Annotated in this window: 19 protein-coding genes and 1 other RNA gene; 15 read left to right on the plus strand and 5 right to left on the minus strand. The window is 63.2% G+C overall.

Going from position 1 to position 23,065, the window contains the following annotated elements; genetic code table 11:
• The 5 genes from VFF99_RS12730 to VFF99_RS12750 all read left to right on the plus strand — a co-directional run.
• Window positions 1-315: SIR2 family NAD-dependent protein deacylase (locus VFF99_RS12730; RefSeq protein ID WP_325018429.1), on the plus strand; the 315-nt coding region annotated here is incomplete at its 5' end.
• Between the two features lie 12 nt (window positions 316-327).
• On the plus strand, window positions 328-735 hold the full coding sequence (locus tag VFF99_RS12735; protein WP_325018431.1) for an SgcJ/EcaC family oxidoreductase: 408 nt from the start codon (window positions 328-330) through the stop codon (window positions 733-735).
• A 68-nt stretch (window positions 736-803) separates the two neighbouring features.
• On the plus strand, window positions 804-1,304 hold the full coding sequence (locus tag VFF99_RS12740) for a pyridoxamine 5'-phosphate oxidase family protein (RefSeq protein ID WP_325018433.1): 501 nt from the start codon (window positions 804-806) through the stop codon (window positions 1,302-1,304).
• Window positions 1,305-1,462: 158 nt separating this feature from the next.
• The gene (locus VFF99_RS12745; protein WP_325018435.1) at window positions 1,463-2,635 is read left to right on the plus strand and encodes a hypothetical protein; all 1,173 of its coding nucleotides are present in this window, start codon (window positions 1,463-1,465) and stop codon (window positions 2,633-2,635) included.
• Between the two features lie 26 nt (window positions 2,636-2,661).
• Window positions 2,662-3,444 (plus strand): ferritin-like domain-containing protein, encoded by a 783-nt coding sequence (locus VFF99_RS12750; RefSeq protein WP_325018436.1) that lies wholly within the window; start codon window positions 2,662-2,664, stop codon window positions 3,442-3,444.
• A 6-nt stretch (window positions 3,445-3,450) separates the two neighbouring features.
• Here VFF99_RS12750 and VFF99_RS12755 read toward each other — a convergent pair whose 3' ends face one another.
• The gene (locus VFF99_RS12755; RefSeq protein ID WP_325018438.1) at window positions 3,451-4,335 is read right to left on the minus strand and encodes a LysR substrate-binding domain-containing protein; all 885 of its coding nucleotides are present in this window, start codon (window positions 4,333-4,335) and stop codon (window positions 3,451-3,453) included.
• A 97-nt stretch (window positions 4,336-4,432) separates the two neighbouring features.
• On the opposite strand from VFF99_RS12755, the gene VFF99_RS12760 reads away from it, so the two are divergent.
• The 9 genes from VFF99_RS12760 to VFF99_RS12800 all read left to right on the plus strand — a co-directional run bounded on the left by VFF99_RS12760 (window position 4,433) and on the right by VFF99_RS12800 (window position 15,964).
• The gene (locus VFF99_RS12760) at window positions 4,433-5,362 is read left to right on the plus strand and encodes a DMT family transporter (RefSeq protein WP_325018440.1); all 930 of its coding nucleotides are present in this window, start codon (window positions 4,433-4,435) and stop codon (window positions 5,360-5,362) included.
• Between the two features lie 149 nt (window positions 5,363-5,511).
• The gene (locus tag VFF99_RS12765) at window positions 5,512-6,294 is read left to right on the plus strand and encodes a response regulator transcription factor (RefSeq protein ID WP_325018442.1); all 783 of its coding nucleotides are present in this window, start codon (window positions 5,512-5,514) and stop codon (window positions 6,292-6,294) included.
• A 70-nt stretch (window positions 6,295-6,364) separates the two neighbouring features.
• Window positions 6,365-8,035, plus strand: coding sequence for a methyl-accepting chemotaxis protein (locus VFF99_RS12770; protein ID WP_325018444.1), 1,671 nt, complete (start codon window positions 6,365-6,367; stop codon window positions 8,033-8,035).
• Between the two features lie 236 nt (window positions 8,036-8,271).
• Window positions 8,272-8,643, plus strand: coding sequence for an RNA-binding S4 domain-containing protein (locus tag VFF99_RS12775; RefSeq protein WP_325018446.1), 372 nt, complete (start codon window positions 8,272-8,274; stop codon window positions 8,641-8,643).
• A 242-nt stretch (window positions 8,644-8,885) separates the two neighbouring features.
• Complete coding sequence (locus VFF99_RS12780; protein ID WP_325018525.1) at window positions 8,886-9,536, plus strand: TetR/AcrR family transcriptional regulator; 651 nt, start codon at window positions 8,886-8,888, stop codon at window positions 9,534-9,536.
• Window positions 9,537-9,563: 27 nt separating this feature from the next.
• Window positions 9,564-11,354, plus strand: a complete 1,791-nt coding sequence (locus tag VFF99_RS12785) for an acyl-CoA dehydrogenase C-terminal domain-containing protein (protein WP_325018447.1) — start codon at window positions 9,564-9,566, stop codon at window positions 11,352-11,354.
• A gap of 150 nt (window positions 11,355-11,504) precedes the next feature.
• Window positions 11,505-13,892 carry a 3-hydroxyacyl-CoA dehydrogenase/enoyl-CoA hydratase family protein gene (locus VFF99_RS12790; protein ID WP_325018449.1) on the plus strand — a complete coding sequence of 796 codons (2,388 nt, stop codon included), beginning with the start codon at window positions 11,505-11,507 and terminating at the stop codon, window positions 13,890-13,892.
• A gap of 20 nt (window positions 13,893-13,912) precedes the next feature.
• Window positions 13,913-15,109, plus strand: coding sequence for an acetyl-CoA C-acyltransferase (locus VFF99_RS12795; protein ID WP_325018451.1), 1,197 nt, complete (start codon window positions 13,913-13,915; stop codon window positions 15,107-15,109).
• Window positions 15,110-15,196: 87 nt separating this feature from the next.
• Window positions 15,197-15,964: an enoyl-CoA hydratase gene (locus VFF99_RS12800; RefSeq protein WP_325018453.1), complete on the plus strand. Its 768-nt coding sequence runs from the start codon at window positions 15,197-15,199 to the stop codon at window positions 15,962-15,964.
• A 72-nt stretch (window positions 15,965-16,036) separates the two neighbouring features.
• Here the strand turns inward: VFF99_RS12800 and VFF99_RS12805 are convergent, their stop codons facing one another.
• The 3 genes from VFF99_RS12805 to VFF99_RS12815 all read right to left on the minus strand — a co-directional run bounded on the left by VFF99_RS12805 (window position 16,037) and on the right by VFF99_RS12815 (window position 18,991).
• The gene (locus VFF99_RS12805; protein WP_325018455.1) at window positions 16,037-16,480 is read right to left on the minus strand and encodes a CBS domain-containing protein; all 444 of its coding nucleotides are present in this window, start codon (window positions 16,478-16,480) and stop codon (window positions 16,037-16,039) included.
• A gap of 150 nt (window positions 16,481-16,630) precedes the next feature.
• Window positions 16,631-17,149: a hypothetical protein gene (locus VFF99_RS12810; protein WP_325018457.1), complete on the minus strand. Its 519-nt coding sequence runs from the start codon at window positions 17,147-17,149 to the stop codon at window positions 16,631-16,633.
• A 135-nt stretch (window positions 17,150-17,284) separates the two neighbouring features.
• A complete protein-coding gene (locus tag VFF99_RS12815) occupies window positions 17,285-18,991 on the minus strand; it encodes a thiamine pyrophosphate-binding protein (protein ID WP_325018459.1) in 1,707 nt (568 codons plus the stop codon).
• A 71-nt stretch (window positions 18,992-19,062) separates the two neighbouring features.
• Here VFF99_RS12815 and rnpB point away from each other — a divergent pair.
• Window positions 19,063-19,394, plus strand: an RNA gene (gene rnpB / locus VFF99_RS12820) — RNase P RNA component class A.
• A 44-nt stretch (window positions 19,395-19,438) separates the two neighbouring features.
• Here the strand turns inward: rnpB and VFF99_RS12825 are convergent.
• Window positions 19,439-22,735 carry an Ig-like domain-containing protein gene (locus VFF99_RS12825; protein ID WP_325018461.1) on the minus strand — a complete coding sequence of 1,099 codons (3,297 nt, stop codon included), beginning with the start codon at window positions 22,733-22,735 and terminating at the stop codon, window positions 19,439-19,441.
• Window positions 22,736-23,065: the final 330 nt, after the last annotated feature.

Genomic DNA, 23,065 nt, shown 5'->3' on the forward strand with positions numbered 1-23,065 from the left:
TGCGGCGGATACATCCGCCCCGGCGTCGTGTGGTTCGGCGAATCGCTCCCTGCGGCCGCATGGACACGCGCCGCCGAGGTGCTTGAAACGTCCGACGTGTTTTTCTGCATCGGTACCTCGAGCCTGGTCGAGCCTGCCGCCAGCCTGCCGCGGTATGCGCGCTCGTGCGGACGCACTGTGATTCAAATCAATCCGGAAGCCACCGGTCATGATGAGATTGCGCATTATGTATTGCGCGGGAAGTCGGGCGAGGTGCTGCCCGCGCTGCTGAAGGCCGCGTGGCCGCGGGCCGGCCGAGCGCGTCTTCCTTCTTAAGGGGATTCTTCCATGCAAAACGATGAACAGGCGATCAGGGCGCTGGTCGATGAATGGCAGACCGCTTCAGCGGAAGGCAACCTGCAGCGTCTCGGCGAGCTTATGGCCGAGGATGTCGTCTTCCTCGCCCCGGGCCAGGCGCCGATACGCGGCCGGCAAGCTTTCATGGATGCATTTCGCGAAGGCATGAAGCATTACCGCATCGAGTCGCAAGGAGAGATCAAGGAATTGCAGATCACCGACGACCTCGCCTATTGCTGGACCCACCTCACCGTCACCGTCACCCCGCATCGCGAAGGCCTGCCGATGCGCCGTTCGGGCAATGCACTGTCCATCCTGCGCAAGCGGCCCGAGGCAGGCTGGGTCATCGTGCGTGACGCCAACATGCTTTCACCCGAACCTGTCTCCATGCCCGCCTGAGCTGCGGAACTTTCCCGCATCCCGTTCCTCACTCCTGCTGTCATCTCCCAATTGATACAGGAGGCATCATGGACGTGCAGGAACAGGCTTTCGGCGAGCTGAAACAAGTCGCCGATCTCGTCGATGAAATCAAGTTCGCCATGCTGACCACGGAGGAGCCGGACGGCACCCTTCGCAGCCGGCCCATGGCCACCATGCAGATGGACGCCGCGGGCTGCCTGTGGTTCTTCACTGCATTCTCTTCGCCCAAGGTTGAAGAAACGGAACAGCACCACCAGGTCAACCTCAGCTATGCGCGCACCGACAAGCAGGATTACCTGTCGATTTCCGGCACCTGCGAGGTCGTGCGCGACAAGGACAAGATGCGCGCCCTGTGGTCGCCGTGGATCAAGCCCTGGTTCCCGCAGGGGCTGGACGATCCCGATCTTGTGCTCCTGAAAGTCACCGTCACCGAAGCGGAATACTGGCTTGCACCCGGCAGCGCCGCCGTCCGCCTGTACGGCCTCGCCAAGGGCATGTTGACCGGGAATACCGACGCGCTCGGCGAGCATCGGAAGATCGTCATGTGAGCTTGCGGACTGTAAGGCTTACCGTGGCAGTGTAAGAAAGTCCCGCCGGGCCGTGCAGGAGACATCCTCGCCTCCTGCTTGAGGTCGGCACGGAAGTTGCGACGCCTGCCCATTCTGTCCATTCGCGCGTTCCGCGAAGATCACGAAAGGAGTAAAGCATGTCCCTTAATCTATTTAGTGCAAAAGGATGTCCGCTCGAACAGCAGCGATTTACCTGGCGCGACATGGTAGGCAAGCCGATCAGCAAGCTCGATGACGACGCCTTCACGCGGGTCCGCATCATCCTCATGAACGGTATCGAACTCGAAGCCCTGCGCTTCCAGCACATGGCGGCGCGCATGAGCCGCGAATTGCGGCTGAAGCTGGCGCAAGTGCGCCGCACCGAACAGCACCAGGCCACCATGGTGAACTGGCTGCTCGGCCCCGATCATTCACCCTTGGAAACCACGATTGCCTATGAGCAGGTCGCCATTGAAGTGACCGCCTCCGTCGCACAGCGCGAGCCGGATCCTTATTTCGCACAGGCATACCGCTTCGGCCTGCTGGAGGATTTCGATCACCTGTATCGCTATTCCGCGCTGCTCGACCGCCTCGAAGGAAAGGATGCGAACAACATCCTGCAGAGCTACACGGACATCCTTCCCGGCCGTCCGACGGTCGACGAGCACCGGCACCCGCAGGACGATGTGCGCGATTCCTACGACCGCGCCACCGCGGCTCCGCTGACCAAGATCCACGCGCTGATGATCACGGCGGCCGAATTCCAGACCCATGACTACTACATGAACGTCGGTCCGCAGTTCGCCGATCCGGTGGCGCGCCAGCTGTATGCGGAGATCGCTTCCATCGAAGAGCAGCACGTGACGCAGTACGGCTCGCTGATCAGCCCCGACGAAACGCTGCTGGAGCAATGGCTGATGCACGAAGCGGTCGAGGTCTACAACTATTACAGCTGCGTGCAGCAGGAAACCAATCCGCGCATCAAGGCGATCTGGGAACGTTTCCTCGACTACGAGCTGGGTCACTTCAATACGGTGGCGGAACTCTTCAAGCAGCATGAAAAGCGCGACCCCGCCGAGCTGTTCCCGACCGATCTTCCCGAGCCGGTGCAGTTCGCCAGCCAGCGCGACTTCGTGCGGCAGGTGCTGGCGCAGGAAGTCGACATGCGCGCCCTGGGCACCCAGTTCGTCAACAAGTCGCAGGAAAGCCAGGCATCGATCGATTACCGCAACCACATCAACTCCGACGGCTCGCCGAGCGAATCCGTCGCCGGTGGCTACATCTGGTCGCCGGGCACCGAGCTGAACCGCAAGGTCGCGGTCGCCGTGTAACCCACGCATGAACACAAGGAGCAGCGATGAAAGAGCAAACCCCGATGGGCATGAACCGCACCGGCATGCAGATGTCTCCGTTGGATGCCAGTGCAATGACAGGCGCGCCGGCGTCGATGACGCCGGCCACGCCGGGTGACGACAGCGCGCTGGCCGAAATGCGTAGCGCCTATATCGCCGAGTCCGATCCGATCGGCTCGGTGCCCCTGCCAGGTACGGTGAAGGGCGCGATGACGACCGGTATCTCCATGCTGACCGGCGACCAGCCCCAGCTATTGCTGGACAAGCTGGGCGAGCGCCTCGCCTTCGAGCGCACCGGCACGCGGTTGTACGACGCCCTGATCACGAAGTTTGAAACCATGCAGGACCAGTCCACCAGCATGACCCTGGCCGACCTGCAGAAGATCCGGCAGGACGAGGCGCGCCACTTCGCCATCGTGGCCGGCGCGATCGAATCGCTGGGCGGCGATCCGACCTCGCAGACGCCGTGCGCCGACCTCGTGGGCGTGGAATCGATGGGCCTGATGCAGGTGGTAACCGATCCGCGCACGACGATCGCGCAGTGCCTGCACGCCGTCCTCGTAGCGGAGATGACGGACAACGCGGGCTGGGAATTGCTGATCGCCCTGGCCGAAGACCAGAACCAGAATTCGCTCATCAGCGACTTCTCGGTTGCGCTCGACGAAGAGCGCGTTCACTTGCAACAGGTGAACAGCTGGTTCCAGGAGGCGACGATAGGCGAGGTCATCTCCAGCGGTGCGCTGGTCGACGATGTCGGCGACGCCAGCACTTCGCAGCAATTGCACTGAGGGCAGTCACGCGCCCGTGAGGTAGGCCACCAGCTGCCTGCCTTGCGAGGAGAGCCCTTCCAGGCTGCGCACGCAGAGCCGCAGCTCGCGCGTTGCCCAACCGTCGTCGAGCGTCACGATGGCGGCGGGCAGCGTGCTGCTGTGGCGCTGCGCCGCCGCTTCCGGCAGCACCGCCACGCCGACGTTCTCGGCCACCAGCTGCGCAATGGCAAAGAAGCTCGGCGCGCGCACGCGCACCGTGAGCGGCTTGCCGAGCAGGGTGGCCATCTCTTCCACGAAGCGCTGCATCGCCCGTTCTTCCTGCATTCCGACGAAAGGAAAGCCGAGCGCGTCGCGAAACAGGCAATGGCCGCGGCCGGCGAGGACGTGGTCCCTGGGTACGAAAAGCACGAGCCGGTCCTGGCGGAACGGCAGCGATACCACGCCGTGCATCGGGATGTTGCCGTCCAGGACACCGATGTCGGCATCGCCCGCCTGCACCGCGTGCAATACCTCCTGGCTGGGCCGTTCCTCGACATGCAGGTCGACTTCCGGAAAGTCCTTGAGGAAGGGGCCGAGCGCCGGCGGCAGGAAAGTGCTGTTGGCCACCGTGTTCGCCGCCAGCCGCACGCTCACCCGCCGTCGTCCGGCCAGCCCCTCCAGCGCCTGCGCCAGGTGCTGCGCCTCGGCCAGCACCCGCCGCGCATGGTCGAGCGCGATGCGGCCGGCCGGGGTGGCCGCCATCCCGTCGGCTTGCCGCTCGAACAGCCGCATGCCCAGGCGTTGTTCGAGCAGGCGCAGCCGGTTGCTCGCGGCCGAGAGCGCAATCGGAAAGGCGGCGGCGGCGCGGCTCAGGCTGCCGGCGTCCGCAATGGCAACAATCAGGCGCAGGTCGGTCAGGTCGAAATGCAAGGTTTCTCCAGACGCGAAGGCTGAGTTCAGAAAATACGCATTTTAGCGGTTTTGACTACACGGCAGAATAAGGGGAGGCGCAGATTTCATTCACCCCATGACCCAGACCATCTCCCTCCATTTCAGCCGCTGGCTCCACGACGGCCGCCTGTTCGCGGTGCTTGCCGCCGCCGGCTTCTCCATGAAGGCGGTGTTCGTCAAGCTCGCCTATGCCGCCGCGCCGGTGGATGCCGTGACCCTGCTGGCGATGCGGATGGGATTTGCGCTACCGCTGTTCCTCTGGCTGATTCTGCGCACCAGCGAGGGGGCGTCGCGCCTAAGCGCGGGCGACAGCGTGCGGGTGCTGATGCTGGGCTGCGTCGGCTACTACCTGTCCAGCCTGTTCGATTTCTACGGCCTGACCTACATCACCGCCGGCCTGGAGCGCATGATCCTGTATCTCTACCCGACCCTGGTGCTGCTGTTGCAAGCCTGGATGTCGCGTCAGCCGCCCGGCAAGCAGGCCTGGCAGGCAATGGCAATCTGCTATGCCGGCCTGGCCATCGCCTTCGCCCACGACCTGCGGCAAAGCGGGCAGGGCGTCGACGTGATCACCGGCGCAGCCTGGGTGTTTGCCAGCGCGGTGACCTATGCCTTCTATTACCACGGCACCGGCAGCATGGTCGGGCGCATCGGATCCACCCGGCTGGCCGGCCTCGCCGGGAGCGCATCTTGCCTGCTCGTGCTCGGGCATTTCTTCCTGTTCGGACAGCCGCAGGCGCTGGCAACCCTGCCGGCCGCGGTGTGGGGGCATGCGCTGATGATGGCGGTGTTCTCGACCGTCCTCCCCGTCTGGTGGCTATCCCTGGCCATCCAGCGCCTGGGCGCCGGCCAGGCGGCGGCCATCGGCACGATGGGGCCGGTGATGACGGTGTTCGCCGCATGGCTGCTGCTTGGCGAATCGATGTCCCTGCTCCAGCTGGCGGGCCTCGCGCTGGTCATGTTCGGCATCACGCGCCTGAAGGCCAAACCGGCAGCCGGCCGGTAGCACCCGGCGTGCTGCTGCCAGAGTGTCTACTCTCTTTGCCAAGCGCGCCGTGCAACGGTTGCACCGGCGCGGCGGGCACGCAACACCTCGTCTAAAATAGATGATTCCATTCATTGTCGTACGGCAACTTATCCTCAACACTCCCTCTCATGATTTACGCGAAGTACACGCTTGACGATGTCGAGAAGCGGGCCCTGCTCGGCGTTGCCGAAAGTGGTTTCAGCGTTTCCACACTCGCCGATTTCAAGCAATGGATCTCCGGCCCGGTCAAGGCCTATTTCCCGCATGAGCGCATGGTTTGCGCCATCGGCCAGCTGTTCGGCGAGCAGATCCGTATCCAGCACCTGCTCGGCGTCAATTGTCCCGACGCCTGCATCGAGCGCTTCGACAGGATCACGAACTGCCGCGAGCGCAGCATCGTGCAGCGCTGGCTGACGCAATACCGGGCGCAGATCATCAACTCCGCCGACATGCAAAAGTGCCTGTCGCCGCAGGAGCGGGAGAATGCGCTGGCGGCCGGGGTGAGCAATCTCGCTGCTTTCGGCTGCCTCGACCTTGGCGGGCAGGGCGGCAGCTACTTCAGCTTCGGGCAGATGCCAGAACAACTCACCGCGCGGCACGCATTCAAGCTCGAACTGCTCATGCCCTACCTGCACCTGACGCTCTCGCGCGTCGTGCATCAGGGCGGCGCCGGGTTGCGCGAGGATGCGCATCGCGTGCAGGCCCTGACCCGGCGCGAGCAGGAAATCCTTGCCCTCATGTCCACCGGCATGTCCAACCGCGCGATCGCGGAAAAGCTGTCGCGCAGCGAACTGACGGTGCAGAACCACGTTCATGCGATTTTCAAGAAACTCGGCGTGCGCAACCGCGTCGCCGCGGTCGCGAATTATCGCGGCCATGTCCCTTCCGTTGCCGGCAGCCGAGGTACTTAAACAGTTTCATCACCACTACGGCGCAACAAACCAATAAATACCGCCGGTATTCACTCACGGGGAGACATTCGTGCTTAGCAATCTGACGATCAAAACGCGGCTGGTTTTCGTGATCGGCTTTCTATCGCTGCAACTGATCATCGGCGGCATCCTTGGCATATCGAACCTCGGCTTCGCCAACGGCGCGATGAAGTCGCTGTACGACGACCGGCTGGTCGCGCTCGGCCAGCTCGACGAGATCGTTCGGCTGCTCGACGCCAACCAGCTGCTGGTGGCCAAGGCGGTCACCGGCAAGGTGGACCAGATTCCGAAGTACGTCGGCGAGGTGGAGGCCAACATCCAGAAGGTCGGCAAGGTGTGGGATACCTATATGGCGACCAAGCTGACGACGGAAGAAAAGCAGCTCGCGGACCAGTTCGCCCAAAGCCGCGGCAAATTCGTGGCCGAGGGCCTGCAGCCCGCACTCGCCGCACTGCGCGGCCAGGACACGGGACAGGCGACCGAACTCCTGCATGGGCCGATGAACGACTTGTACCAGCCGGTGAAGCAGGGCATCGACAAGCTCATCGTCCTGCAGCTGGACGTGAGCAAGCGCGAGTATGAAAACTCGCAGGCGACCTATGCGATGGTGCGCAATATCGCCGTTGCCGGCGTGCTGCTCGGCCTTGTCCTGGCCATGCTTGTCGGCACCTGGCTGGTGCGCTCGATCACCCGTCCGCTCGAAAAAGCGGTCCGCATCGCCGGTGCCATTGCCGCCGGCGACCTGACGCAGCGCATCGAAGTGCAATCCAGGGATGAAACCGGCCGCCTGATGCAGGCGCTCAAGGAGATGAACGAAAGCCTGGAAAAGATCGTCGCCGAAGTGCGCAATGGCACGGAAACGATCGCAACCGCCTCCGGCGAGATCGCGGCTGGCAACCAGGACCTGTCCTCGCGTACCGAGCAGCAGGCCAGCTCGCTGGAGGAAACCGCTTCGTCGATGGAAGAGCTGACCTCCACCGTGAAGCAGAACGCCGACAATGCACGCCAGGCCAACCAGCTCGCCGCATCCGCATCGGAAGTGGCGGTGCGCGGCGGCACGGTGGTCGCGGAGGTGGTGGACACGATGAGCGCCATCAATGCGTCGTCGAGCAAGATTGTCGACATCATCGGCGTGATCGACGGCATCGCCTTCCAGACCAACATCCTTGCCTTGAATGCCGCCGTTGAGGCAGCGCGTGCCGGCGAGCAGGGCAAAGGCTTCGCGGTCGTCGCCGCCGAAGTGCGCAACCTCGCCCAGCGCTCCGCTGCCGCGGCCAAGGAGATCAAGTCGCTGATCGACGATTCCGTCGAAAAGGTGCACACCGGCGCCGAGCTCGTCAACCGTGCCGGTGCGACGATGGATGAGATCGTCGAGAGCGTCAAGCGCGTGACCGACATCATGGCCGAGATCTCCGCCGCCAGCGGCGAGCAGACCGCCGGCATCGAACAGATCAACCAGGCCATCGCGCAGATGGACCAGGTGACCCAGCAGAACGCCTCGCTGGTCGAGCAGGCGGCCGCCGCCTCCGAGGCGATGCAGGACCAGGCCGCCAAGCTGGCCGGTATGGTCGGGGTCTTCAAGATCGCCGGCACGCATGCCGTCGCGGCGCCCGCCAGGCCGGCTGCGAGGGCAGCCAAGACGAAGGTGGTCAGTGCACCTGCCGTACGCCGCGTGCCGCAAGTGCACGCTGCGGCGGGCAGCGAGTGGGAAGAGTTCTGATCTAGCCCGCCTAATAGGAGCGCCGGCCAGTCCGCGCCGGCGCCTCCAGCTTCAACTTGTTCCCGATCAAAGGCATTGCCAACCACGCCCCCTGATGCGGGCGTGGTGTTTGCTTATGAACAAGAACTCACCCATCCGCATCGGGGCGGGCTGCAAAAACAAGAGGTTATATTGCAGCGCACAGTAGAAAAAGCACGGTCAGACTATAAAATGGAGCTTGTTGCGCAAGTGTACAAATGAGCGATTCCGTCCGTATCGACAAATGGCTGTGGGCCGCCCGATTTTTCAAGACCCGTTCGATGGCGACCGACGCTGTGGATGGCGGAAAGGTGCGCCTGAACGGCGAGCGCACCAAACCGGCGCGCGGCGTGAAAACAGGCGACTTGCTGGAAATCGACAACGGCTCGACCGAGTGGGAAGTGGTGGTCGAGGGACTGTCCGACACGCGGGGCTCGGCCGCCGTCGCGCAGACGCTCTACACGGAGACTGAACGCAGCATTGCGGAGCGGCAGAAGAAGGCAGAACAACGAAAGCTGTTCCGGGAACCAGGCGAAGCGATCAAGGGGCGACCAACCAAACGCGACAGGCGGCAACTGGACAAGCTCTAGAGCGCATCATCCCCGTTTTCACAGGGGCAGAATCACTCTCCAGCCATTTCCAAAAGGCGACGTTTCCCTGCCGATTTTTACCGTAGAGGCCACTAGAATCGACCCTCTAAGTTCCCGTTTGACATTTATACTGCGGTAGATAATAGTACGAGCGTTCGCTTCAGTTCGACCGCGTTGTTTTTTTGATTCTTTGATAGGGCATTACCGTGGCAACTACCATGACTGATTCGACACCCAAATTGATGCGTAAAGGCGAACTCACCCGTGCCGCGATTCTTGACGTGGCACTCGACATCGCCAGCCGTAACGGGCTGGAGGGGCTCACCATCGGTCTGCTCGCAGACAAGATGAACATGAGCAAGTCGGGGGTGTTCGCACATTTCGGTTCACGCGAAGATTTGCAGATCGAAGTCGTCAAGTTGTACCACCATCACTTCGAACAGGAAGTGTTCTATCCGAGCATGAAAGAACCGCGCGGCTTGCCCCGCCTGCAGGCGATGTTCGCCCGCTGGGTCAAGCGCGTGTCGGTTGAAATTGCGTCCGGCTGCATTTACATCAGCGGTGCCGTCGAATACGACGACCGCCCCGGCGCCATCCGCGAGGAGCTCGCCGGCATGGTCCGCGCCTGGAAGAATGCGCTGCGCCGTTGCGTGGTACAGACAATCGAGATGGGACACCTTTCTTCCGAAACCGATCCCGACCAGCTCGTATTCGAAATGTACGGCCTGATCCTCGCCCTGCACCACGACGCACGTTTCCTGAAGTTGCCCGGCAGCGTGAACCGCGCCGAAGTCGGGTTCGAACGCCTCATCAAGAGTTATACGAATCCGCAGTCGGCCGACAAGCCGGCTGCAAAAACGAACCCCAAAACCGCTGTCAAGAAATCAGCCTAATCCGTTTTAGCCGTCAGGAGAAATAACATGGGTCAATACGTCGCTCCCTTGCGTGACATGCAGTTCGTGCTGCACGAGCTGCTCAAGGTTGAAGAAGAGTTCAAGCAATTGCCCGCGCATGCGGAAATTGACAAGGACACGATCAACCAGGTGCTGGAGGAGGGCGGCAAGTTTGCGTCCGAAGTCCTGTTCCCGCTGAATCATTCCGGCGACCGCGAAGGCTGCCACCTGGACAAGGAAACGCACACGGTCAAGACCCCGGCCGGCTTCAAGGAAGCCTACAAGCAGTACGTCGAAGCCGGCTGGCCCTCGCTCGCCGCCGACCCCGAGTACGGCGGCCAGGGCCTGCCGATCGTGGTCAACAACTGCTTCTACGAGATGCTGAACTCGTCCAACCAGGCATGGACGATGTACCCCGGCCTGTCGCACGGCGCCTACGAGTGCATCCACGAGCACGGCACTCCGGAACAGAAGGCGCTGTACCTGCCCAAGCTGGTCTCCGGCGAATGGACCGGCACCATGTGCCTGACCGAGCCGCATTGCGGCACCGACCTCGGCCTGCTGCGCACCAAGGCTGAACCGCAGGTCGACGGCACCTACAAGATCAGCGGCGGCAAGATCTTCATCTCCGCCGGCGAACACGAAATGTCCGACAACATCGTCCACCTGGTGCTGGCACGCCTGCCGGACGCACCGTCGGGCACCAAGGGCATCTCCCTGTTCATCGTGCCGAAGTTCATCCCGAACGCCGACGGCTCGCTGGGCAAGCGCAACCCGATCTTCTGCGGCGCCATCGAAGAGAAGATGGGCATTCACGGCAACTCCACCTGCCAGATGAACCTGGACGGCGCGATCGGCTGGCTGATCGGCGAACCGAACAAGGGCTTGAACGCGATGTTCGTGATGATGAACGCGGCCCGCCTCGGCGTCGGCATGCAGTCGCTCGGCCTGACCGAAGTCGCCTACCAGAACGCACTGGTGTACGCGAAGGACCGCCTGCAGATGCGCAGCCTGTCCGGCCCGAAGGCACCGGACAAGCCGGCCGACCCGATCATCGTGCACCCCGACGTGCGCCGCATGCTGCTGACCGCCAAGGCCTTTGCCGAAGCCGGCCGCGCGTTCAGCTCCTACGTCGCGCTGCAGATCGACCGCGAACTGAACCACCCGGACGAGCAGGTACGCAAGGACGCCGCCGACGAAGTCGCGCTGCTGACCCCGATCATCAAGGCCTTCCTGACCGACAACGGCTGGATCGCCACCTCCGAAGCGATGCAGGTGTACGGCGGCCACGGCTTCATCTCCGAGTGGGGCATGGAGCAGTATGTGCGCGACGCCCGCATCAACATGATCTACGAAGGCACCAACACCATCCAGTCGCTCGACCTGCTGGGCCGCAAGATCCTGATGGACAACGGTGCCAAGCTGCGCAAGTTCGGCGACAAGGTGAAGGCCTTCGTGGAAGCCAACGGCACCGATGAAAAGATGTCCGAGTTCATCACGCCGCTGGGCGACATCGGCGACAAGGTCGGCAAACTGACGATGGAAATCGGCATGAAGGCCTTCCAGAACCAGGACGAAGTCGGCGCCGCCGCCGTGCCGTACCTGCGCGTGGTCGGCCACATGGTGTTCGCCTACTTCTTCGCGCAGATGGCGAAGATCGCGCTGGAAAAGGAAAATTCCGGCGACAACTTCTACAAGGCAAAGCTGGCGACGGCACGCTTCTACTTCGCGCGCCTGCTGCCGGAAACCGCCATGCTGATCCGTCAGGCACGCTCCGGTGCATCCAACCTGATGGCGCTCGACGCAGACCTGTTCTAAGGATTCACCGCAGTTACTCCTCCCCCTTCAAGGGGGAGGTCGGGTGGGGGATGGGTTTCGACAGCACATCTTCGGAACCAAACCCCATCCCCACCCTAACCCTCCCCTTGAAGGGGAGGGAACTTCCGATACGAATTTTAAGGAACCCCCATGTCCAACTTCATCGTCAAGAAAGTCGCCGTTCTCGGCGCAGGCGTGATGGGCGCGCAGATCGCGGCCCACTGCGTCAATGCAAAAGTGCCCGTCGTGCTGTTCGACCTGCCGGCCAAGGAAGGCCCGAAGAACGGCATCGTGCTGCGCGCCATCGAAAACCTGAAGAAGCTGAGCCCGGCGCCGCTGGGCAACAAGGAAGACGCCGCGCTGATCCAGGCCGCCAACTATGAAGACAACCTCGACCTGCTCAAGGGCTGCGACCTGATCATCGAAGCCATCGCCGAGCGCATGGACTGGAAGCATGACCTGTACAAGAAGGTCGCTCCGCACATCGGCGCCAACGCCATCTTCGCCTCCAACACCTCCGGCCTGTCGATCACGGCGCTGTCCGAAGGTTTCGACGCCGAGCTGAAGGCGCGCTTCTGCGGCGTGCACTTCTTCAACCCGCCGCGCTACATGCACCTGGTGGAGCTGATTCCGACCGTCGCCACCCGTCCGGAAATCCTCGACCAGCTCGAAGGCTTCCTGACCACCACCCTGGGCAAGGGCGTGGTGCGTGCGAAGGACACGCCGAACTTCATCGCCAACCGCGTCGGCATCTTCGGCATGCTGGCCACCATCCATGAAGCCGAGCAGTTCGGCCTCGGCTTCGACGTGGTCGACGACCTGACCGGTTCCAAGCTGGGCCGCGCCAAGTCCGGCACCTTCCGCACCGCGGACGTGGTCGGCCTGGACACCATGGGCCACGTGATCAAGACCATGCAGGACAACCTGAAGGACGATCCCTTCGCCGCCGTGTACAAGACTCCGGCGGTGCTGGAGAAGCTGGTCGGCGCAGGCGCGCTCGGCCAGAAGACCGGCGGCGGCTTCTACAAGAAGGCAGGCAAGGAAATCCTGCGCTTCGATGCGGCCAAGGGCGACTACGTCCCCTCCGGCGCCAAGGCAGACGACCTGGTCGCCCGCATCCTCAAGGAAAAGGACCCTGCCAAGAAGATGAAGGCGCTGCGCGAGTCCACCCATCCGCAGGCGCAGTTCCTGTGGGCGATTTTCCGCGACACCTTCCATTACATCGCCGTGCACCTCGAATCCATCGCCGACAACGCGCGCGACGTCGACTTCGCGATGCGCTGGGGCTTCGGCCAGAAGAACGGCCCGTTCGAGACCTGGCAGGCCGCCGGCTGGCAGCAGATTGCCGAGTGGGTCAAGGAAGACATCGAAGCCGGCAAGGCGCTGTGCAATACGCCGCTGCCGCAGTGGGTGTTCGACGGCCGCAACGGCGTGCATACCGCCGAGGGTTCCTGGTCGCCGGCGAAGAAAACCTATGTGCCGCGTTCCAGCCTGCCGGTCTACCAGCGCCAGGCATTCCGCGCGACGCTCGCCGGTGAAGGCGTGCCCGACGGCAGCAACGGCGGCACTACTTTCTTCGAAGACGATTCCGTCCGCATCTGGCACCAGAACGACGATGTGCTGATCCTGTCGCTGAAGACCAAGATGCACGTCATCGGCCCCGGCGTCATCACCGGCCTGGCCAAGGCGATCGAAGAAGCAGAGAAGAACTTCAAGGGCCTCGTGATCTGGAACGCCGATGCGGCCGAAGGCGGTGCCTTCTCCGCCGGCGCTGACCTGCAGGCCATGCTGCCGGCATTCATGGCAGGCGGCGCCGCAGCCATCGGCCCGGAAGTCTCGAAGCTCCAGAACGCCCTGATGAACCTGAAATACGCCAATGTCCCGGTGGTGGCGGCAGTCGCCGGCCTGGCACTGGGCGGCGGTTGCGAACTGATGCTGCACGCCGCCAAGCGCGTGGCCTCGATCGAGTCCTACATCGGCCTGGTCGAAGTGGGCGTGGGCCTGGTGCCGGCAGGCGGCGGCCTGAAGGAAGCCGCGCTGCGCGCCGCCAACGACGCCAAGGGCAACGACATCCTGCAATTCCTGAAGGTGTATTTCACCAACGCGGCCACCGCCAACGTGTCGAAGTCCGCACTCGAGGCGCAGCAGATGGGTTACCTGAAGCAGACCGACACCATCGTGTTCAACCCGTATGAACTGCTGCACGTGGCGAAGGTGGAAGCGCGCGCGATGTTCGACGCAGGCTACCGCGCACCGGCGCAGAAGCTGGTCCCGGTCACCGGCCGCTACGGCATGAACACGATCAAGGCACAGCTGGTCAACATGCGTGACGGCGGTTTCATCTCCGCACACGACTTCAAGATCGGCTCGATGATCGCCGAGATCGTGTCCGGCGGCGACGTCGAGCAAGGCAGCCTGGTCAGCGAACAGTGGCTGCTTGACCTCGAGCGCAAGGCATTCGTGGAACTGCTGAACAATCCGAAGACGCAGGAACGCATCATGGGCATGATGCAGACCGGCAAACCCGTCCGCAACTAACCGGATCTGGAGTACAGAAAATGACGAAACAACTTCAAGACGCATACATTGTCGCCGCCACCCGCACGCCGATCGGCAAGGCGCCGCGCGGCATGTTCAAGAACGTCCGTCCGGACGACCTGCTGGTGCGCGCCATTCAGAACGCGGTTGCGCAAGTGCCGAACCTCGATCCGAAGCTGATCGAAGACGCCATCATCGGCTGCTCCTTCCCGGAAGCCGAGCAGGGCATGAACATGGCGCGTAACGCCGTCATCCTGGCCGGCCTGCCGAACACCATCGGCGGCGTGACCATCAACCGTTACTGCGCATCCGGCATCACCGCCGTGGCGATGGCCGCCGACCGCATCCGCGTCGGCGAAGCCGATGTGATGATCGCCGGCGGCGCCGAGTCGATGTCGATGGTGCCGATGATGGGTCACCATCCCTCGATCAACGGCGCGGTCTTCAAGGACGAGAACGTCGGCCTCGCCTACGGCATGGGCCTGACCGCCGAGAAGGTGGCTGCGCAGTGGAAGGTCACTCGCGAAGAGCAGGACGCCTTCTCGCTCGAATCGCACCGCCGCGCGATCGCCGCGCAGCAGGCCGGCGAATTCAGCGATGAAATGACTTCGGTCGAGATCATCGAGCGTTTCCCGAACCTGGCGACCGGCGAGATCGACGTCAAGACCCGCACCGTCAGCCTCGACGAAGGTCCGCGTCTCGACACCAGCATCGAAGGCCTGGCCAAGCTGAAGCCGGTGTTCGCCGCCAAGGGCTCGGTCACCGCGGGCAACAGCTCGCAGACCTCCGACGGCGCAGGCGCCCTGATCATCGTCAGCGAAAAGATCCTGAAGCAATTCAACCTGACCCCGCTGGCCCGCTTCGTGTCCTTCTCGGTGCGCGGCGTGCCGCCGGAAATCATGGGCATCGGTCCGAAGGAAGCGATCCCGGCCGCCTGCCGCGCCGCAGGCATCACCCAGGACCAGATCGATTGGTTCGAGCTGAACGAAGCGTTTGCCGCGCAATCGCTGGCCGTGGTGAAGGATCTCGGCCTGGATCCGGCCAAGGTCAACCCGATGGGCGGCGCGATCGCCCTCGGCCACCCGCTGGGTGCGACCGGTGCGATCCGCTCTGCCACCGTCATCCACGCACTGCGCCGCAAGAACCTGAAGTACGGCATGGTGACCATGTGCGTCGGCGCCGGCATGGGCGCGGCGGGCATCTTCGAACGCGTATAAGGTTCGCATCGAGCAGTGACTGACAGGCCGCGCAGCCAAAAGCTGTGCGGCTTTTTTTCATCGAACAAAGCATTACCTGGAGACTCCATGGATATTCTCACCAGCAAGGCAAACGGCATCCTGACGATCGAGTTCAATCGCCCGGAAAAGAAGAACGCGATCACCTCGGCCATGTACCAGTCGATGGCGGATGCGCTCAAGGACGCGGAAGGCGATAGCGCCGTGCGGGCCATCGTCATCCAGGGCAAGCCGGAAGTGTTCACTGCGGGCAATGACCTTGAGGACTTCCTGAAGCATTCGTCGGCCGAAGTGGGCGACCGCCCGGTCGCGCAATTCATGCGCGCGCTCAGCGGCGCGACCAAGCCGGTGATCGCGGGCGTGGCCGGCAACGCGGTCGGCATCGGCACCACGATGCTGATGCACTGCGACCTCGTGTACGCGGCCGACAACGCCAGGTTCACGATGCCCTTCACACAGCTTGGCTTGTGCCCGGAATTTGCATCCAGCATGCTGTTCCCGGCGATGGTCGGCTATCCCCGCGCTGCCGAAAAGCTGCTGCTGGGCGAGGCTTTCGGCGCGGAAGAGGCCTATGACATGGGGCTGATCAGCAAGGTCGTGCCGGTGGCCGAACTGGCGGACCTCGTGCACCTCCAGGCGGCCAAGCTGGTTGCCCTGCCGGCATCGTCGTTGCGCGTCACCAAGCGACTGATGAAGGGCGCGCAGGCCGAAGCGATCAACGCACGCATGATGGAAGAGAACAAGCATTTCGGTGAAATGCTGATGGCCAAGGAAGCGAAAGAAGCCTTCACCGCCTTCTTCGAGAAGCGCCGTCCCGACTTCACCAAGTTTTCCTGATCGAAAAAAAACGGAAGGGCGGGGAGCCCTTCCGCTTCATTCCGGCCGGAGCGCCCGGTGCACTCAGCGCATTCAGTGCGGACGTGCGCCCGTGCTGGTGTGCTGGGATGCCTTTTCCGTGATCGACGACAAGGCCTCGCCGGCGATGCCGGTATCGGCCGTATGGGTGATGTCGCCAAGCGACACAATGCCGACTAGCCGTTTGTCCTTGCTCAGGACCGGCAGGCGGCGGATCTGCAGATCGCCCATATTGTGCGCGACATCGTCGATGTCGTCGTCTTCAAAGCAGTATTTGATGTCCTGGCTCATGACATCGCGGATCGTGCAATCCGTCCTGCCCTGGGCAAGGGCGCGAATGACGATATCCCGATCCGTCACCATGCCTACCAGGCGATCGTTCTCTCCCACCGGCAGCGAACCGCAATCGCCGTCGGCCATCATCTTTGCCGCCTCGATGATGCTCTGGTCTGGACTGGCCAATTGGACATCGCGTGTCATCGCATCGGCTACTCGCATGATGTGCTCCTTTCAAGTCATTGAACGAGATTCCCCACGCTGCATGGGACAGTTTTTGGAGGAACGGGACGTGTTGAAGTTCCTGCATCGTGCGCCGTGGAGTGAGAGTGATGTCGACGCTCGACTGGAAGCTTGCCGCGGAACGAGGATTTACTTGCGCGAGGGTGTTTTCTTCCGCTTTTCGATGATCGCCTTCCACCAGCGCTGTTTCGGCCTCGCAGAAGAGGGCTCGCGCAAGGCGCTTTCCGGGGGCAGCTCGGCGTCCCCGGGATGTTCCTCCAACTGCTTGTCGTATTCGAGAAACAATACCTTGCTCTCGAGCACCTTGATCACGTTTTCCTTGTCCGCGATACGGGCGCGCAATTCGTTGGTGACCTGGTCCTTTACCTTGCGCAACTCGGCTTCGAGCTGCAGCGCGCGTTCCAGCGAACGGTTGCGCTCCTCGAGCAATGCGATCTTCAGCTTGTCGCGCGACTGTTCGTCCAGCGCATCGCCTTCCTCCGCCGTGTACAAGTTGCCGTAGGCGCGCAGCAATTCCGACGTATCGATCTGCGTCTCGCCGTCGGGCGTCACGGTCTTGCTGAGACGGCCTTTCTCGATGTCGCGGTAAATCGTCGAACGATTCCGGCGTACAAGTTTCGCAGCCTCGGTGATGGAGACGAGTGCCATAGGTCGTGGAGGAAATGTCGAGGTGGCGCCTCGGATGCTGCCATCGCATCCGATGTCCTGTTCTTGACATTCACGAAACGAAAAAATTCTATGCGTGAATCGAAATGTGGAATCGGCGCAAAGAATTTTCCTCGCCTAAACGGTTCGCGCCTTCTGTGCCGCCTCGCGTATCGATTGCAGCGTGGCATTTGGCGTGATGAGGTCCGAGTCGTAGCGCAATTCAATGAGCGCAGGCAAGCCGGTCTGCTCGAGATGGGCCTGTGCCTTTTTCAGGCTCTGGGCAAAGCCCTCGGTGTCGTCCACGCTTTCGCCGAAGGCGCCGAAGGCCCGTGCCAGCGCGCCGAAGTCGGGGTTCTGCAGGGAGGTACCGGAAACGCGGCCGGGATAATTCCGTTCCTGATGCATGCGGATCGTGCCGTAGGCGCCGTTGTTGAAGACGATGAACAGTACCGGGGCGCGGTACTGCACAGCCGTCGCCAGTTCCTGCCCGGTCATCAGGAAATCGCCGTCGCCGGCGACATTGAGCACGCTGCGCTTGCGCCCGCCATGCTGTTCGATGATGCTGGCCGCGACCGCCGCGGGAACGCCGCAGCCCATCGCGCCCGAGGTCGGCGCGAGCTGCGTGCGGAAGCCGCCATAGGGCCAGAAGCGGTGCGCCCAGGTGGCGAAATTGCCGGCGCCGTTGGTGACGATGGTGTCCGCCGGCAGCGACTGCTTCAGGATCTGCACGACCTGCCACAGGTTCAGCCGCGCCTCGCCGTTCCTGAACACCGGCGGTTCCGCCTGCCATGCATCAAGGTCCGCCCGGGCCTCGACGGCCGAGTGCTGCCACGCGGCAGGATCGACCGCCGGCATGGCTTGCAGCATCGCGGCGATCTGCGGCATGCCGCTGTTGATCATGAGGTCGGCCTGGTACACGCGCCCCAGTTCTTCCGCCGCGCTGTGCACATGCACCAGTTTCTGTTTCGGGCAGGGGGCCTCGAGCAGGGTATAGCCGCCCGTGGTCATCTCGCCCAGGCGCGGGCCGATGGCGATGAGCAGGTCCGCGTCGCGGATGCGCGCCGCCAGTTTCGGGTTGATGCCGATGCCGACGTCGCCGGCATAGTTCGGATGGCGATTGTCGAGCAAGTCCTGGAAGCGGAAGGCGCAGGCGACCGGCAGGGCATTCGCTTCGGCAAAGCCGCGGATGTCGTCGCATGCGGCTTGGTTCCAGCCGGCACCGCCGAGCAGGACCATCGGCTTTTTCGCTGCCGCAAGCATGTCGCGCAACCGGTCGATCTGTTCCTGCGCGGGCGCTGCCTGCACCGGGCAGTAGGGGCGCGCATCGGGGACGTCGGCGCTTGCCGTCAGCATGTCTTCCGGCAGCGCAAGCACGACCGGGCCGGGGCGTCCGCTGGTGGCGGTCTGGAAGGCGCGTGCGACAAACTCGGGGATGCGGTCGGCGCGGTCGATCTGCGCCACCCACTTGGTCATGGTGCCGAACATGCGGCGGTAGTCGACTTCCTGGAAGGCTTCGCGCTCGACGAAGTCGTTGCCCACCTGCCCGATGAAAAGAATCATCGGCGTCGAATCCTGGTGCGCGGTATGCACGCCGATCGCCGCGTTGGTCGCGCCCGGTCCGCGCGTGACGAAGCAGATGCCGGGGCGGCCGGTCAGCTTGCCGTAGGCCTCCGCCATGAATGCCGCGCCGCCTTCCTGGCGGTTGACGATGAAGCGGACCGGACCGTCATGCAGCGCATCGAGCACCGGCAGGTAGCTTTCACCCGGGACGCCGAAGACGATATCGGCGCCGTGGGTCTTGAGCGCATCGACCAGAATTTGTCCGCCGGTTCGTGTTGTCATGGTGGTCTCATGGAAAAATGATCACACCGCGTAGGATACCGCAGGCGCCCGGGTGGGCTACAATGGCGGCTGAAGCAAGCCAGACAGCCGCTGGCCGCCGCAAGGCGGCGGGAGGAAGGTCCGGACTCCATAGAGCAGGGTGACGGCTAACGGCCGTCCGCCGCGAGGCGCGGAATAGGGCCACAGAGACGAGTCTTTGCGACGTTCACGTCACAAAGGGTGAAACGCGGTAACCTCCACCCGGAGCAATTCCAAATAGGCACGCATTGATGCTGCTCGCGGAGCGTGCGGGTAGGAAGCTTGAGCCGTGGAGCAATTCACGGCCTAGAGGAATGGCTGTCATAGCGGACGGGTTCACGCCTGTCCGCCGTAACAGAATCCGGCCTATCGGCTTGCTTCATTCAGACACTTGCGGCGCCCGGTCAGTCGACCGGGCGCCGTTTTTTCTTATAGCGTGACCTGGTCTGTTCCCGTCGTGACGGAGGTGACGCCGATCAGCACGATGCCCGAGGTGCCGTTGCCCGACGTGGGGTCGTTGTCGTACAGGACGAGCGTGTCTGCGCCCGTCGTGCCATTGACAGTGAACGTACCGGCCGCCCACGTGCCACGCACGGTCATGTACTCGCCGTTACCCACCGAACTGGCGGCGGTCGCCTGGTGTGCCAGCGATTGCGCGCCGGTGAAGCCCAGGATATCGCCCGCGTTCATGCCGACAGTGGCGAGATTGATCGTTGCGCTTGCGGCAATGGCAAAGGTGTCGCCGTTGTTCAAGCTTCCATCGGTATTCACATCCGCATATCCAACGCCATTGGCCACTGCGCTGTCGCCGATCTCGACCGTGACCGTGGCGGCCGCGGCAATCGCCGTTGTCGCGCGCAGGTTTGCGAAACTGTCCGTCACTGCCGCATAGGTCAGGGTGCCAGCGCCGTTGGCCGTGTCGATCGCGGCAAGCGCGGCGAGGGTGGCAGCGGTGGTGACCGAGACATTCTTGCCTGCGCTGACATAGGCGTTCACCGTCCCCGTGTACAGGTTCGCGGCGGTATCCGACACACTGGTGTAACTCAGCGTCCCGGTCGTGTTGGCAGCATCGATCGCTGTCAGTTCAGCCACTGTGGCGGCGGTCGTTACCGTTACATTGGTCGCTGCCTTGACGTATGCGCCCGCATTGGCGGCGAGATTTGCCGCGGTGTCGGAAATGCCGGCCGTGTAGGTCAGGGTGCCTGTCGTATTGGCGGAGTCGATGGCTGTCAACTGCGCGATGCTGGCCGCATCGGTCACCGTCACATTGATGCCGGCCTTCACATATCCGCCGGTACTGGCGAAGAGGTTGGCCGCAGTATCCCTGACGGCGGTGTAGACGAGCGTTTCCGTGGTTGCCGTGTCGATGGCGGTGAGCTGTGCGATGGTCGCGGCGTCGGTGATGGTGACACCGTGGCCCGCGATGTAAGGCCGTCCGGCCGCGACACTGGTGGCGTCGGCATACACGTTGTCTGCCGTATCCTCGATGCCCAGAGCGTAGGTTATCGTCCCGGTGGTAGCGGCATCGACCGCACTTAACTGGGCGATCGTCGCGGCCGTCGTGAATTCCACGTTGTGCCCGGTGACATACCTCCCGGCGCCACCGTTGAGCATCGCGTCGGTGCGAAGGTTGGCGCCGGTGTCGGTGACGGTGCCCGCGTAGGTGAGCGTGCCGGTGGTGTTGGCGTTGTCGATCGCGGTCAGTTGCGCGATGCTTGGCGCGCCGGTCACCGTCACATTGGTTGCGGCCTTGACGTAACCGCCGCTGTTCGTCTGCAGGTTGGCAGCCGTGTCAGTCACGCCCGCGGAATAGGTGAGGGAACCGGTGGTGTTGGCAAGATCGATCGCCGCCAGTTGTGCAATGCTTGCCGCATCGGTCACGGTGACATTGATGCCGGCCTTGACGTAAGCACCGGTGTTGGTCGCGAGGTTCGCAGCCGTGTCGGTGACGGCCGTGTAGGTCAGCGTGCCGGTGGTGGCGGCGTCCACTGCAGTCAGTTGCGCGATGGTCGGCGTCGTGGTGAACACCACGGCGCGGTTCGTCGTGTAAGTCCCGGCGCCGCTGTTGGTTGCCGCGTCGGCGGCGAGGTTGGCGGCCGTATCGCTGAGCACGAACAGGGCGCCCGGATCGGCGGCCACGGCCGTTGCGGCCTGGGCCACGGTATAGCTCGGCAGTGCCGAGGTAGTGAAATTCAAGGCCGTGGCAGTGCTGATCCCCGCATAAGGATTGCCCGCGGTATCGGTGATCACGCCGCTCGCCATCTGGATGTTGTATCCCGTGCTGGCGAGCAGTTTGAGCGTCGGCTGGATGGTGACCGTCTTGCCTGCGATCGTGACCTGCGTGGTGTCGGTCACGGGGATGGTGCGCGTATCGCCCGCGCCATTGCTGATGACGATGTTGCCGCTGCCCGCCGCAACATTCTCGTTGAAGGTCAACACGATGCTCGCGGCGAGCGGGGCATTGGCCGAGTTGTCGGCAGGCGAGGCGCTGGCGAGCGTGGGCGCCGCCGAGTCGAGGGCGATGGTAAGCGCGCCGCCGGCGGTGCCGGCATTGCCGGCGGCGTCGGTCAGCCGTGCAGTCAGCGTCTTGCTGCCGTCGCTGCCCCACGCAGCCGCACCAGGGATGGTCACGGTGACCGAGCCGGCTGCGACGTCGGCCGCCGTCAGTACACGTGTGACCGGCGTGGTGAAGGATGCTCCGCCCAGCAGGATCTGGACCGTGTCGCCCGCCGCGGCATTCGTGCCCGACAGGTTGACCACGACGCCCACCCCGGCTGCCTTCTGCGCCGCGCCGATACCGTTGGTCGCCTGGGAGGCGATGGCCGTCGTCATGGCCTGGGCCGGGGCGTTCGGCGCGGTGGCGTCCACGATCAGCGTGACATGCCCGCCGGAGCCGCTGATTTTCCCGTTCGGGACATCGGCGACTTTCACGCTCAGAACCTTGGTGCCGTCGATACCCCAGTTGGCGGTGGCCGGCAGCTTGACCGTGACCTTGTTCGCCTTGACGTCGGCGGCCGTCAGTACATAGGTGATCGACGTGGGGAAGAGGGCGTCGTTCACGAGGAACAGCAAGGTATTGCCCGTCACCGCATTCGTTCCCGTCAGGTCGACCACCGCGGACAGGCCGGCTGCCTTGGCGGCAGCATTGACATACCCATTCGACGATCCCGTCACCGCGATCGGATTCAGCGGTCCGTCGAGTCCGCCGGTATTGATCGCGTCGACGATCCGGTTGGCGACCTGGATCGACGCGACGTCCGCGTTCACGTTCGACATCGCGGACTTCAGGGTATTGACGTTGTACGACGCATTCTGCTCGAGTTGCACATTCACCGCGTACTGCGCGGCAGTGAAGCGGTTGGCGATGAATGCCTTGCCCGGCGTCCCGTCCGGCACGCCGAGGCCGGCGTTGATCATGTCCATGACCAGCTGCGCGCGCTGCGCCCCAAGCGCCAGCTTGCCCATCCAGTAGGCGAGTCCGTCATCGTCGGGCAGCTTGTTGAAGATATTGATATAGATCTGCGTCAGGAAAGCATCGTCTGGCAGCACGTCCGGATAGATCGCCTTCACCACATCCAGGCTGAATACCGTGGAAACGATGCTCGAAAAGGATTTTCCGGACGCGAGCTGGGTCGACCAGTAATCGAGTCCGTTCTTTTCGGGCGCGCGGTTGAAACTCGCCAGATACAGCTTGATCAGGGCAAGTTGATTGTTGTTGAGAGCCATGCAGCTACCTGTCTAACACATTGAATTTCAGCGAACCCGCGCGAGGGCGCGGAGCCCAGCTTCCCTCCTAGGTTATCGGCACCGGGGACGGGATATTTAGCCATTGCTTATTCTGCATGCCGCTTCGACAAGATAAACCGCGGATAAGGCCGCGGAAGCGCCCGGAGTTCGCGGTTTCGCTGCGTCCATGCGCGCTTCGGTGCAACTTGAGCAAGGTCAACGCGGTATGGGGCTGCTCAGGTAAAGTCGATTCATCAACAGAGCCTGCCGGCCGTGGGACGGATAACCGGAACAGTGGAGGTACGCGATGCCGGATGCGCTCCAACATGG

Origin of the sequence: Noviherbaspirillum sp., assembly GCF_035654295.1 — a bacterium.
GTDB lineage: Bacteria > Pseudomonadota > Gammaproteobacteria > Burkholderiales > Burkholderiaceae_D > Noviherbaspirillum.